The organism is Methylocaldum sp. (genome assembly GCF_035627495.1).
Lineage (GTDB): Bacteria > Pseudomonadota > Gammaproteobacteria > Methylococcales > Methylococcaceae > Methylocaldum.
The window spans coordinates 1-11,909 of the sequence record NZ_DASPLO010000148.1; the positions used below are offsets into that span (position 1 = coordinate 1).

Below are 11,909 nucleotides of genomic sequence, written 5' to 3' on the forward strand. Positions count from 1 at the left end.
GGGCTTTTTATGCCTGGCTGATGTCCGCGCTCAGAGAACTCATGGGGATATCACTACCATTGATCGGCCCGGTTATGGGAGAAAGCTCAACCTAACCAGCTTACAATTTCAAAGAAAAATCGAATTCTTCAAGACCGACGAATTACCTGTCGTGACTACAGATTAATGGTGTGAATTATCTGTATGAGTGACATGAAATGAGCAATGAACAGGCTAAACGAAAACGGGGGCGCCCGCCTATTGGCGATAGGCCGATGACCAATACCGAATATTGCCAGCGATACCGTGCAAGGCTCAAAGCCGCTGGCAAAGTACCGGCAAGGCCGCGGGCTTCGCCCGAACTGCTGCGGGCGATCCGAACCCTACTCGGCTGGTATGTGTACGAGAGTCGTGGGCGCATCCTGGGCTCTTCCATGCCGTTTGGGAATCCACCGGTGGGGGATGTGGCCAGGGCGTGGGAGAAGGTCTGGAAAATGGTCAACGGGGGGCACCAATGAGAGTTGAATTCACATTGAACGGCAAGGCGTACGCTGTCCGCCGTGGTCGTTTCGGCGATCTGGTGGTCGAGGTTTATATACCGGCGCACGTTGACGGTGGGCGTGGTCTGAACCTACGAAAACCCGAATGCTGGCGGCGGCTTGCGCCACATTTCCAGCCGACCATTGACCGCGTACTTGCCGCAGCACGAATCCGTGGCCTACTCGGCTGAAATCGGCAGGTCCGCCGACCTGGTGCCCGAAATGCAGGCGCGGTGCGGCATTGAGCCGGGAATATCAGCAAATGCTTATGCCGGTATTGTTTCCATTAAGCACGTTTCGAGCCATTAGCACAACGCCGATAAATAGGCTTTTCCTTATGGTTCGTTAAGCCGTGTCGTTACTGGCCTGTATCCGATGGATCGAAGCTTGCATAAGGGGCTTTGTGAGGCGTGTTTGGCACGTGTCATTATTGATTAGGGGTATACAATGGCGCGGTCACCTTGCGGGGTCGTGCCGGGGCGCGGTAGGATCGGCGTGCACTCAGTGTGTCCCGGCATGTCTGGCAATAGTCAGTTTCGGCAAATCTGTATCGTGGGGGCTCAAAAATGCCCGCCTGAACTGGAAACAGTCGAGCAGTTTGGTCAGATGACCATGAAGCCGGCAATGCTCCACCGTAACGTTCGCCATAGGCGTCCAGGTGTGTTGACGTTCGATGCCGTTAAAAAGGGCTGTGCCTTCCGGGGCACGGCCTTTTTTATTGCCCGTGAAAACCGCGTGACGGCAATATCGTGATCGACGACCAACCGAAATGAGCGCTTACCTCCGGAGCGGTTTCGGTCGCCGGTTTCTCCAGGGCCGGCAGGTCGTCAAATCCTCCTGATATTGATTCCTCGATCCCACATAGCGAAGCCCGGATAAAACCGGGCTTTTCTATTTCTACGGCGTCGAATTCGGCTCTAGCCGACGGCTGGCGCGGTTTCGGCGGTGATTCCGGTGTGACGGTAAATTGCGGGGGTGGAATCGAAAACATCGAGGAAAAACCTGTGACAACAAAAATCTATCACCCGCGGATCGAGATCCGCGCCTTTAAAGTCGTCCAGCGGCGGGAGATCATGCCGGGGCGTCGGACCAGTAGCCGCTACAGCGAAGGCGACATTACCGAAATCGATTTGACACCGTTCCTGGGCGATGGCTCGAGCGTGCGCGTCGTGACCGACGTCAAAGCACCGGCCGGGGCGTTCGCAATCAGCGTCGTGGACGCACCCAAATCGATAAAGATCGGCGGCGACGGCAAAACCGTGCATGTCGAGAGCTTGACCTACCTGCTCGAACCGGCCGATCTCGTCGAAATCCGGATCGCGCACGATCCGTCCGAGTACGCCAAGGCCGAGAAGGGCTATCGATTGCCCGTAATCATGCGCGGCGTAATCTCCGAGGTCCGCCGCCGTCGTGGTGTGGACGGTCAGGGGCGCCCGCATCGGACTGTGGTTATCACGGGGCAAAATCTGATCGGTCGGGCGTGGCAGGCATTGCGGATCATGTATTTCAATAATCATCCGTTGGGTGATCTGACCCTATCGACGTTCAAGTTCCTGCAAAAATATGACCCTGACGGCGACATTGCCCGGAATCCGAGCACGACCGAGTTCATGTCGGGGATCATCAAACCGATCATTGAGGAATTCCTTGGCAATATGAAATTTTGGGGCAAGCGGCTTGCCCGCGAGTTCAGCAAGGTCTCCGTCGAATGCACGGCGCAAGGGCGCGTTCAAGGCATGATCGCAAACACGTTTGAAAGCGGGTCGCTGTACCGTTTTATCGCGTTCCTGACCGACGCGGATTCCGGTTTGAACGAACTCTATTCCGAGAGTCGGGAGGACGGCGAATACATTGTGCTGCGGTCGACACCCTGGCGGACGCCGGATCGGAAATTCATTCAGTCGGGAACGCCGTCTATCGATGTCGTCGAACTCACCGATGATGACATTGTGAGCATCGAGAGCACCCGCACGGATCAGGGAACAGCCAATTATTTTTACGCCAAATCGGCGGCTTGGTGGTATGGATCGGATACCGCGTTGCGCCTGACATCTGACCTACTGCCCGAGACCGATTACCCGAACAACAATCCAGCGATTTACGGGCATCGTCTGCTTGAAGCGGATATCGCGCTTGGGCCACCAGACTACGAAGGGAGCACTGACCGCATACCCGTAGATCAGCGCGAAACCTATGACCAATCGGTAATGTCGTGGCTGGCCGATCGTCGGCGAGCGCTGCAAGAGGCTACGCGAGACGCTGCCGTGTTCGAGCGGGGCGCACTGGTGTGCCGGGGCAATGAGAAATTGCGCGCGGGCATCTTCGTGCGGGTCAAGGAAGGCGATCTCGTTTACGAGGTCTATGCCGCTCGGGTCGAACACCAGTTCACGATGTTCCAGGGCTTTACGACCGTCGTTCATTTCGAGCGCTCGGATGCGTTCATTCAGCGATCGCAACGCGACGTCACGCCGTATTGGGGTGAAATGACGCAGAAAGCTAGGGGGCTCAAATGATCACACTTGCACGAGTGACCGCGGTTCATCCCGAAACAGGCACCATCGATTGCGTCTGCATCAATACCCGGCGACGGTTTGCCGGGGTCAGGGTTGCCCAAGTGGGCGCGAGTACCGACACCGGGAGGATTGATCTGCCGGTACCGGGCTTGGGCGCCAATTCGAGCGCATCGGACCCCGCATTGATGCCGTTGGGAGCGCGTGAAGTCGTCGCCGTGATCGCTTTTTTTGGCGGACAGGCGCTGTGCCTTGGGTTTCTCCCGCCGCGTACCAGTCAGATGTATTTCGAGGCCGGCCGGCGTATTGATCGGCATGGATCGGACGTTTATTCGAGCATCGATTCAGCCGGAAATACCGAGTGGCGGCATCCATCGGGCAGCATGGTCCGGTTCTCGGAATCGGCGGTACCCGAGGACTTAACCGGGCAAGATGCCGATGGCGCTTGGGCGATAACGCGCAATACCGACCGAGCGCCAAGGCTGCATGTGCGCCTGGCGAATGCGGGTGTCACCAAGTTCGAAATGACCGTGGATCCAGCGGGGAATGTGACCATGACGACTGCGGGCAATATCTCGATGTCGACACCGGGCGATATGGCCATAGACGCAGCAAATCTCACGATAAATGCCGATATCGCGACGACCGGCACCTTGACGAATAACGGGGTCAATGTGAGCAGTACGCACGTGCATGGGGGCGTGCAGTCGGGCGGGTCGAATACGTCGACGCCACAATAAAGAAAGGGGGCATTGCGCCCCCTTCTTCTTATGCCCGAATCAGGCGAGCCCGGCATTCGGCAAGCTGTACCGCGATGATACTTGAATCGGGTCGGCGATTTCCCGGCCTTGGGAGTCTCGTAGCGTGAATTCGCCGTGGAACGTGTGCATCGAGAGATTGTCCGATCCGGCACCGCGTTTGTGTTCGGCTGGCAGGGCGTCGTCAATCTTGTGCAGTCGGTTCAGGTAATTCCGGGTCTCCTTGAACGGTATCGGCAGACCGTCCCGCACGGCATTGCCCGCACGTCGTCCGCCATTGACGTACCCAAAAACCGCATCCTCGTTGTCACCGTAGCGTTTCATCGCATCGCGGAATACGCGCCCCATGGCGTCGGCGCTTGTTTCGATCCTGGTCGGATCTTCGCCAGGCAGTAGGTTTCCGGGCATGAGTTGAAACCGCCCGCGAGCACCCGCAGGGCTTACAGCATTGGCACCCGAGTTTTCGAGGGCCATTTCTTTGTAAAACCACGATTCAGGCACCCCGTACTTTTTCGCCGCACTACGAATGGCGGCCGCTTCCGAGGGTGTCACCTGGGCGGCTTTCAGTTCCGTAAGCCGCCGGTTTTTTCGAGTCTGCGCCTGCTCCAGTTCCTCCCGATGGATCATCATGTTCCGGTGCAGATTCGCGTCCTGCTCAATGGTCGTGTTCGGACGGCCGGCACCCGTACCCCAACGGCCAAACCGGGCATAGCGTCCCTCTTCCGCGACTTGGGCGCTTTTTTCGTCGATGACCGATTGCGCGGCCATGATTTCGGGGTCATTGTCCTGAATCCATTTTTGAAATTGCGAGCCGGTCTTTCCCGCCGAGAACAGAATTGCTTGCTGTATCCGTTCCTGCGCCGGTAGAAGCTTGCTCGCGAATTCGGATAACACCGTTTCGATGCTGGCAAGCCTGTCGCGGGTCTTCTCGCCATCGTCCTTGAGATCCTGAGTACTGGCGATTTTCGTGACTTCGGCATGCAGTTTCTCCACGTCATCACCGGCCATGGCCGACTGAAGTGAACCGGTGCCGATGCCTTCCTTGGTGAACCGCGCGGCTTCACGCATCAAGCTGTCGCGATCGGCACCGAGGTATTTTGCAAGATTGATCGTTTGTACCGGGTCCGACACGTTAACACCCATGTCGGCAAGCCGCGCCTGAATGCCGGAAGTCCCGCCGTGCTCCCGCATCGCAACGCGATAGGCCGCAGCTTCGCGCTCACTGACGTCGAATGTGCGGGCCATGGCATCGTTGACCAGCGCGGCCGGTGTTTGGGCTTCTATTTGCCGGATAAAAAAATCCATCATGGGCGAATCGGCCTTGGAACCGGCATCTTTCAGCAACGCCGCATACCGCGCCTGGGTTGCGGCATCGTTTGATCGGTACGTAACCGAGCCGGGTCCAATGGCGTCGGTTAGGCTGGCGAACGGTCCCGCCTGCATGATGCCCGCGACATCGACACCCGAAAATTGCCGGGAGTATTCGCTTTGCAACACACCCAATGCAAATGCTTGTCCCGCTGGTCCAGCGCCGGCAAACCCGGATTGGAACCCGGCAGCCATGCGGGCCATCAACGAGGCGCCCCCGCCCACGTCAGCACCATAGACCGAGCCCGGGCCGGTCAGTTTGGCCAAGGTCGACGCGAATGCATCGGTCCCGGCCGCGGGTCCGACAATGGAGCGGGCCGATGCGCCCATGAAGCCGGCGACGGCTTGAAGGACTTCCGACGATTGCGCGAAACCGACGCGGGCGACGGCTTCACCGATGAGCATGGCGAATCGTCTTTGAGATTGTTCATCGCTACCTGCGGCACGGAACCGTTGAGCCTGACCGAAGAACGAAACGCCTTCAGATGGATCGAGTCCCATGGCGCGGGCGATCTTGATTGCCTCGGCTGTCTCGCCGGTCAGTGCGGTGACGCCGCGTCCACCCGCGATCCTGGCGTATTGGCGCTCAAAACCGAGCATTTCGGTGCCCGTAACGCCGAGCCCATGCGAGACTGCGCGGGCTGCGTCACGTAGGACCGCGAATTCGCCCGTGAGTGCGCCGATGGTATTGCGTAGCGTGCTGGTGCCCATCGCTTCGTTTTCGGCTTGTGGAATGTGTGACGCCACCTTGTACGCGCCATAGGCCACTGCGCCGACACCTGCTCCTACGATGCCCTTGCCGAACATCGACATCCCACTACCGGAACCGGCAAAACGGCTGGCGGTGCCGGCAATCTGGTTGAATCCCGGTATCGCCGCACCGGCAACGCCTGATCCCGTGCGGGCGACTTCCCGGAGTAGATCCGAGAATTGGCGCTGCTGGTGCACAATCCGAGTAATAGCCGTTTCGAGTTCACGGGCGTCGCGCGTCGCCCGACTGTACGCACTATTGGTTTTGTCGCCATGGATCGCCTCGGCTAACTTTTCCGCCTCTTCACGCGCGCGGGTCAAATCCCGAGCAACGAATTCGGTTTGGATATTAACCGGCAATTTCTTTAGTTTGTTCTCGATCCGGTTGGCCTCCTCCCAAAGTTGTTTTAAAGCCTCCTTTGCCTGATCAACATTAATCTGCGGCCGCTTGCCGCTGAGAGCGCGGCTCACCTTATCGGCCTCTTCAGTTAATTCCCGCAGGTCGTTCTTGATATTCGATATATCGGCTCGAACAGGAATTTTAATACTCATCTACTTTTCTCCGAAAACTGATTACTTAATACCCAACAAGCATCAGTATCCCGTCACGCGGTATTACCCGGCGCTTCCTGATCGGATCAGGGATGGATCAGGTGTGAAACAATCATTTTCATTCGCGGTATTGACTATTTCGAAACGTGTGATGGTGGAATTGTGGTGTGGGATTTGGTAATCAATTTGAAGGTATTGAATATGGGACATTTTGAAAAACTGGTTGACGACCTACGGCGCGAGCAGTTAGCGCGTCGTCCGGTCCTGTTCGTAAAGTCGCTTGGGCCGAACGTGGAAGCCCTGAAGCGCAAGGCTACCGGAATTTTGAATAAGGCATTTGGCGACTACAAAGCCGGCAAAATCACGGGCTTGGAGCTTACGAAAATTGAAAACGCGGTCGGAAAAATCCAATGGCCGGCTGATAAGCGGGGGCGGCGATGAGTACGGGCCTGGAGATCAAGGTTAATAAGGCCGGGCAATTGACAGTTAACGGTCAGTCGTATGCGTCGGCACGAAAAACACTGCTCGATCGAATCGCCAGCGATCGGTGGAATATCGAGATATCGCAAAAAGACCTTAATCAGATTAACGAAGATATCGCCAAATCCGTATTGGCTGGCAATGAAATGGCGTCGGACCTGCGCCGGGCACACCTTAAACGGCAGGACATACTAGCCAGTTATCAGGCCGATTTAGCCGAGGCTATTGCCATGCTGGACGAGATTACCGCAGCGAAAATCGCCCACAAAACCGAGAAGCTGATTAGTGCGGCAAAGGCGGACTTGGCGCACGCACTGGATCATTATGACGCGATTATCACCGAGAAAACCCGCCAGTTACGGCAGGCACAACTTACCCGTTAATCACCCGAGAGAGATACCACATGAATAACCAGAATATCGAATTATCTGCATCATTCGCCGAATCCGTTACCCGTGCGCGACTCAAGGCCGAAGAGCTGGCCGAGGTTCACGCCGAAGCGGTCGAGAAATTGGAAACCATTCGTGATCGCATTTCCCGCATTGAGGCCGAGCGCGCCAAGCTCGTTTCCAGCCGCAAGCCGGGCGAGCCGGTCGATGATGCAACGGCCGGCAAGGTATACCTGCTGAATCAGGACATCGAAACCTTGCGCCCGTTACTGGTCGAGGTGAGCAATGAAGAAGCGGCAGTCAGTGCCAATCTTGCGGGAGCTCAAGGGCGTCTGGCGGCTGCCGAGCAGAACTGGACGCGGCACCAGAATGAAGTTTTGTTGGCGAATCTGAAACAGCGTGTGGCGCAGACTGAGCAATTACTGTTCGGGATTCTGAACGATGTTGCCCAAGTTGGCGCCAAACTCGGCAAGCCCCACTTGGTTCAAAGTTGGAGCCCATCGAACGACTTGAAAAACTTGGTGTCGTTTGGCGCCCTGCCGGGCCGAGGGTTTCGCTAATGGATCGGAGCGGCAAAACCAAATTCAAGCCGGGTCAATCCGGCAATCCAAGGGGGCGCCCTCGTGGCGTCCCTGATCGGAGGAACCTGTTTCATTGGGTGACAGAGGAAGACAGGCAGGCGGTTTTTGCAAAATGCGTCGAGCTGGCCAGGGCGGGCGATGCCGCGTGCATGAGGTTGGTTCTGGAGCGAATCGCGCCCGTTCGGAAAACCCAACATGAACCGGTCAAATTGCCGGACGGCTTCGAGAAGCTGGCGCCGTTGGAACAGATTGAGGCTATTGACGCGCAGGTCGCGGCCGGGGAGATCGCGCCGGATGTCGGGGTGCTGCTGGCGGGTATGGCCAAGGACAAGATGGCCGCGATCGAGCACGAGGAAATGGAAAAACGCATTTCCGAGCTCGAGGATTTGGTAGCCACATTGCAGGGCGGTGCCGGCAATGGATAACCCGACCCCCGAAGCGCCTGGCGTCGACTACTTCGAATCGCATGGACTGCGCATGTTCCGGTGCGCGGCACAGTCGGCGACGATCACGGATCGGGCATGTCTTGCAAACTACCGGCTGGCCAAGAGCGCACTACGGGTGTCGTACCGACCACATTTACAGCATTGCGTCGGGTGTCCGATTGGAGCCTGTCATGCGGGTGAGAAGCCGAAGGAACGGCCAATTGCCAGGCTCAATGGGCGCGTGTGTCCAAGGTGCAGGCGCAGGGCGGCGCGGTATGTCCAAGAAGCTGGCTTGTGTGTCTCGTGCTACAACCGGCAAGGGGAGATCGAGAAAGGCCGCAATGCCCGCGGGAATGCGCCGATAAAACTGCTCGAGCACAAGCCGGTCCCGCACTCGATCACGTTCGTTCATGCCGGCGAGCTCGTACGCTTCGACCGCAATGCCGTGGATTCGTTTGAACCGATGCTGGCGGCCGTGTTCATGGCGAAATCGCCTGAAACGATTCGATTCGTGTTCGGTAGGCCGGATTTGGAGCAGGTCGGCAATGGTCCGGCACCGGATTGGCAACGGAATCGGGTCAAAGAGGCGACTGAACATTACGCACAACGCTTCACGCTGAAGGGCGGCGAATTGGGGGGCGAAACATGCGGTACGAACTGACGAATCACTGCTGTGCCCGATGCCGGGGGCGCATTATGGTTTCGGATGATGGCGTTTATGTCTGCGCGGAATGCGGGGCAATCACCGATACCGTGGACGATTCGGGCGAGCACAATGTTGAACAAATCTGTTGCTGCGGGCTGACGATCGCGGGCGGCAAAGACGCTCGTTTCCGTTGCGTGACGGTGCCTGCAGAGCAGCGGACGCTACAAGCGCCGTACATGCTGGCGGTCGTGCGGGTTTGAAAGTTGGGGAGATTGGGTTAATGGCAAGACAAATTGATTGGGATTCGATAGAGGTTCATTACCGGGCGGGTGCTAAATCCATCCGCGATGTCGCTGCCGAGCATGGGGTTCCGGAATCGACGATTAGGACGCGAGCCAAAAAATATGGCTGGTCCCGCAATCCTGCGGCGTTAAAGCGCGAAAGGGTCAACGCCGCATTGGCCGCTGGCGCTCAAAATGCCGCGCGGTTTGGCGCTCATGTCGATGAGGCGTGGGCGCGCGAAGTCGATGCGGACGTGGCTGATATGGACCGGGGCCTTCGGGTCTACCGGAAGATCTTGGAGCGGTTGGAAACCGAGGTCGAGACTGTACGGGGCTTCCGAGCGATAAAAACGATCGCTGAGGCCGTGACCGTGGCTATTGCTGGAATCAGGCGCATTCGTGGCCTGGATGCTCCGATCGATCTCGGCAAGATGTCAGACGAGGACTTGCAGGCACTAGCCCAGGGTAAGTCTCCTAGGTGAGTGCTGCGGTTCGGGGTCGGCTTGCACTCGGCCGATCCTGAACTAGACTGAAATCACCGCCAACAATCGTTCCTTCGATGTGTTATGTGGCAGGCGGTAAACCCGGCTCGCACCCCGTAGCCGGGTTTTTTGTTGGGTGCTTTGAGAGGTGATTTCCGTACGGATTCCGTACAAGCGTTTTTCCGTACGTAGAAACCAGCGTAAGTAATTGATTTATATGGTGGGCGGTGCAGGGTTCGAACCTGCGACCCCTGCCGTGTGAAGGCAGTGCTCTCCCGCTGAGCTAACCGCCCTGTCGGTACTCCGTGAATGTTGACCCGTAGATGCATTTTCGGCTGACCAGGGGAACGATGGCCCAAAATCGTGTGCCGACGGATGTTGAGCCTATGGGGCAGTGGTCAGCCCAAGTCGAGCAAAGTGGTCAACTAGGCGTGAGCGCTAACAAATCCGTTCCTTAACCCGTCAGACTTTCCTCGATTTTGGGGGTGACGGCCACAGGATGAGCTTGCAAAGACGTCATCTATCGCGAGGGTGAAGACGCGATAACCATGCTTAACCAATAAGTGTCGGTGCTGAAGCAATGCCAGAGTTGTGTCTCCTCGGTGAACCTCGCGAAGAGTTTGCCATTGGTATAAACCACGCCATCGGCGACGACGATTTTGTCGAATGGGCCGAAGGCTTCCGACGCATTCTCTATGGCGTCCTCAAAATGGATCACCGCCCGGTCATGGCAGGCATACTGGGTGAAGTGCTTCTGGCCCCGCATTTCCCAGAAGTGATTGCTGAACTTGGCGGCTACTCCCGCATCAGCCCCTGGGCTAATAAAATTGCCGGTAATCCGGAAAAAAGGCGCCGGTCCTAGCGTGACGGACTTCCCTAATTGCTCGGATTCGAAGACTAGACTGATCATCACACCCCCTGTCGGCATAATGCCGCGATTCTCATTAGACCCCCGCTGATTCTTTGGTTCGTCCCGGAGAAACTCCGCCAGCGGACTACGGCTGGAAAATCCGTCAGGCCGGTCTCAGGCGCGGCTGAATCAGAGGTTCCTGAAATCTATTGCCCGAACTCTTTCCGGGAGCTCCATTCCTGAAAGGCGGTATAAGCTATGGCGAGCAAGGTCGGACCCAGAAAAATGCCCAGGAAGCCAAAAGCCATCACGCCACCCAAGGTCCCGAGAAACACCACGACGAAGGGCAGGTGACTCCCTTTTCCGATGAAATACGGTTTAAGAAAATTATCGATGAGACCCACCACTAATAGTCCCCAGATCACGAGAAAAACGGCCCACCCCGTCGCGCCTTTTTCGAACAGCCAGATGGCAGCGGGCACCCAGATCAACGGGGGACCGATGGGAATCAATGACAGAACGCACGTCAGAACGCCGAGCAACAGGACTCGAGGTACGCCCGCGATCCAAAGCCCGATGCCGACCAAGATCCCCTGGATCAGGGCGGTGCCGATAATGCCGTAAACGACGCCTTTGATGGTATCGCCCGCCACATGGAGTAATGCCGGCGCCCGTTGGCCACCGATTCGGGTAAATAAGGGTTCCAGCCTTGCGGATAACGCGGCGCCGTCCCGGTACAGAAAAAATGCAATGAACACGCTGAGGCTTAAGTACAGGAGGCTTTCCCCGAGGTTTGCCGCGCTGCGCAGCGCCCAGTCCCGCAAAGGCATGAGGTATTTCAGCAGCACCTCGGTCAGCCGGGCACCGCTCCCCGTCATTTCCTGCCAGCGGTCGTGCATCCAGGTGCCCACGACCGGCAGCTTGACCACCCACGCGGGTGGGGCGGGCAGTCCCTCGCTGAGGAGTTGCCGCATCATCTCGATTAGCGAGGTCACATCTTCCGCCAGGCTGGTGCCGAGGAGCGCCAATGGGACGATCAGGACGGCCGCCACCAACAGGACCATCAGTCCACTGGCCGGTCCTTTCCTGCCCGCGACGGTGGATTCGATCCTTTGATAGACGGGCCAAGTGGAAAAGGACAGGATGACCGCCCACAGGATCGCCGAAAGGAAAGGGCGCAGCACGACGAAGCATCCCATAATCAAAACGATGACTATGACAATGCCGGTCACTCGATCGACACGGTTTTCGCTCAGCACGGCGTTTTAATCAAACTTAATCGGTATAAAACCCAAACCCGCGAATCTCCGGCTCGCTTC

The 11,909-nt window shown here is 57.4% G+C and carries 13 protein-coding genes and 1 tRNA gene; 10 read left to right on the forward strand and 4 right to left on the reverse strand.

Features of this window, described 5'->3' with window-relative positions; genetic code table 11:
- Positions 1-254 precede the first annotated feature (254 nt).
- The 3 genes from VEB01_RS12010 to VEB01_RS12020 all read left to right on the forward strand — a co-directional run bounded on the left by VEB01_RS12010 (position 255) and on the right by VEB01_RS12020 (position 3,768).
- Positions 255-497 (forward strand): hypothetical protein, encoded by a 243-nt coding sequence (locus tag VEB01_RS12010; protein ID WP_324875728.1) that lies wholly within the window; start codon positions 255-257, stop codon positions 495-497.
- Positions 498-1,522: 1,025 nt separating this feature from the next.
- On the forward strand, positions 1,523-3,031 hold the full coding sequence (locus tag VEB01_RS12015; RefSeq protein WP_324875730.1) for a hypothetical protein: 1,509 nt from the start codon (positions 1,523-1,525) through the stop codon (positions 3,029-3,031).
- Complete coding sequence (locus VEB01_RS12020) at positions 3,028-3,768, forward strand: hypothetical protein (RefSeq protein ID WP_324875731.1); 741 nt, start codon at positions 3,028-3,030, stop codon at positions 3,766-3,768. The genes VEB01_RS12015 and VEB01_RS12020 overlap by 4 nt, the downstream gene beginning before the upstream one ends.
- A 39-nt stretch (positions 3,769-3,807) precedes the next feature.
- On the opposite strand, the gene VEB01_RS12025 is transcribed toward VEB01_RS12020, so the two are convergent.
- Positions 3,808-6,456: a hypothetical protein gene (locus VEB01_RS12025; protein ID WP_324875733.1), complete on the reverse strand. Its 2,649-nt coding sequence runs from the start codon at positions 6,454-6,456 to the stop codon at positions 3,808-3,810.
- 201 nt (positions 6,457-6,657) lie between these two features.
- Here VEB01_RS12025 and VEB01_RS12030 point away from each other — a divergent pair, with 201 nt between their 5' ends.
- The 7 genes from VEB01_RS12030 (at position 6,658) to VEB01_RS12060 (ending at position 9,740) form a co-directional block, all read left to right on the forward strand.
- The gene (locus VEB01_RS12030) at positions 6,658-6,897 is read left to right on the forward strand and encodes a hypothetical protein (RefSeq protein WP_324875735.1); all 240 of its coding nucleotides are present in this window, start codon (positions 6,658-6,660) and stop codon (positions 6,895-6,897) included.
- Positions 6,894-7,319, forward strand: coding sequence for a hypothetical protein (locus tag VEB01_RS12035; protein ID WP_324875737.1), 426 nt, complete (start codon positions 6,894-6,896; stop codon positions 7,317-7,319). The genes VEB01_RS12030 and VEB01_RS12035 overlap by 4 nt, the downstream gene beginning before the upstream one ends.
- Positions 7,320-7,339: 20 nt before the next feature.
- Positions 7,340-7,885: a hypothetical protein gene (locus tag VEB01_RS12040; protein ID WP_324875739.1), complete on the forward strand. Its 546-nt coding sequence runs from the start codon at positions 7,340-7,342 to the stop codon at positions 7,883-7,885.
- The gene (locus tag VEB01_RS12045; RefSeq protein WP_324875741.1) at positions 7,885-8,331 is read left to right on the forward strand and encodes a DUF5681 domain-containing protein; all 447 of its coding nucleotides are present in this window, start codon (positions 7,885-7,887) and stop codon (positions 8,329-8,331) included. Before VEB01_RS12040 ends, VEB01_RS12045 begins: the two co-directional genes overlap by 1 nt.
- Before the next feature lie 292 nt (positions 8,332-8,623).
- Positions 8,624-8,992, forward strand: a complete 369-nt coding sequence (locus VEB01_RS12050) for a hypothetical protein (RefSeq protein WP_324875743.1) — start codon at positions 8,624-8,626, stop codon at positions 8,990-8,992.
- A 35-nt stretch (positions 8,993-9,027) separates the two neighbouring features.
- Positions 9,028-9,237 carry a hypothetical protein gene (locus tag VEB01_RS12055; protein WP_324875745.1) on the forward strand — a complete coding sequence of 70 codons (210 nt, stop codon included), beginning with the start codon at positions 9,028-9,030 and terminating at the stop codon, positions 9,235-9,237.
- 20 nt (positions 9,238-9,257) lie between these two features.
- Entirely contained in the window at positions 9,258-9,740 is a 483-nt protein-coding gene (locus VEB01_RS12060) for a hypothetical protein (protein WP_324875747.1), read from the forward strand.
- 218 nt (positions 9,741-9,958) lie between these two features.
- On the opposite strand, the gene VEB01_RS12065 is transcribed toward VEB01_RS12060, so the two are convergent.
- The 3 genes from VEB01_RS12065 to VEB01_RS12075 all read right to left on the reverse strand — a co-directional run bounded on the left by VEB01_RS12065 (position 9,959) and on the right by VEB01_RS12075 (position 11,849).
- Positions 9,959-10,033 (reverse strand) — tRNA-Val (locus tag VEB01_RS12065).
- A gap of 227 nt (positions 10,034-10,260) precedes the next feature.
- Positions 10,261-10,650, reverse strand: coding sequence for a hypothetical protein (locus tag VEB01_RS12070; protein WP_324875748.1), 390 nt, complete (start codon positions 10,648-10,650; stop codon positions 10,261-10,263).
- Positions 10,651-10,796: 146 nt separating this feature from the next.
- Entirely contained in the window at positions 10,797-11,849 is a 1,053-nt protein-coding gene (locus VEB01_RS12075; protein ID WP_324875749.1) for an AI-2E family transporter, read from the reverse strand.
- Between the last annotated feature and the right edge of the window lie 60 nt (positions 11,850-11,909).

What these genes read in the sequence shown, in the direction of transcription:
- VEB01_RS12010 (WP_324875728.1), top strand. Translation starts at nt 255, where the DNA reads ATGACCAATACCGAATATTGCCAGCGATACCGTGCAAGGCTCAAAGCC.
- VEB01_RS12020 (WP_324875731.1), top strand. Translation starts at nt 3,028, where the DNA reads ATGATCACACTTGCACGAGTGACCGCGGTTCATCCCGAAACAGGCACC.
- VEB01_RS12025 (WP_324875733.1), bottom strand. Translation starts at nt 6,456, where the DNA reads ATGAGTATTAAAATTCCTGTTCGAGCCGATATATCGAATATCAAGAAC.
- VEB01_RS12030 (WP_324875735.1), top strand. Translation starts at nt 6,658, where the DNA reads ATGGGACATTTTGAAAAACTGGTTGACGACCTACGGCGCGAGCAGTTA.
- VEB01_RS12035 (WP_324875737.1), top strand. Translation starts at nt 6,894, where the DNA reads ATGAGTACGGGCCTGGAGATCAAGGTTAATAAGGCCGGGCAATTGACA.
- VEB01_RS12040 (WP_324875739.1), top strand. Translation starts at nt 7,340, where the DNA reads ATGAATAACCAGAATATCGAATTATCTGCATCATTCGCCGAATCCGTT.
- VEB01_RS12045 (WP_324875741.1), top strand. Translation starts at nt 7,885, where the DNA reads ATGGATCGGAGCGGCAAAACCAAATTCAAGCCGGGTCAATCCGGCAAT.
- VEB01_RS12055 (WP_324875745.1), top strand. Translation starts at nt 9,028, where the DNA reads ATGGTTTCGGATGATGGCGTTTATGTCTGCGCGGAATGCGGGGCAATC.
- VEB01_RS12060 (WP_324875747.1), top strand. Translation starts at nt 9,258, where the DNA reads ATGGCAAGACAAATTGATTGGGATTCGATAGAGGTTCATTACCGGGCG.
- VEB01_RS12070 (WP_324875748.1), bottom strand. Translation starts at nt 10,650, where the DNA reads ATGATCAGTCTAGTCTTCGAATCCGAGCAATTAGGGAAGTCCGTCACG.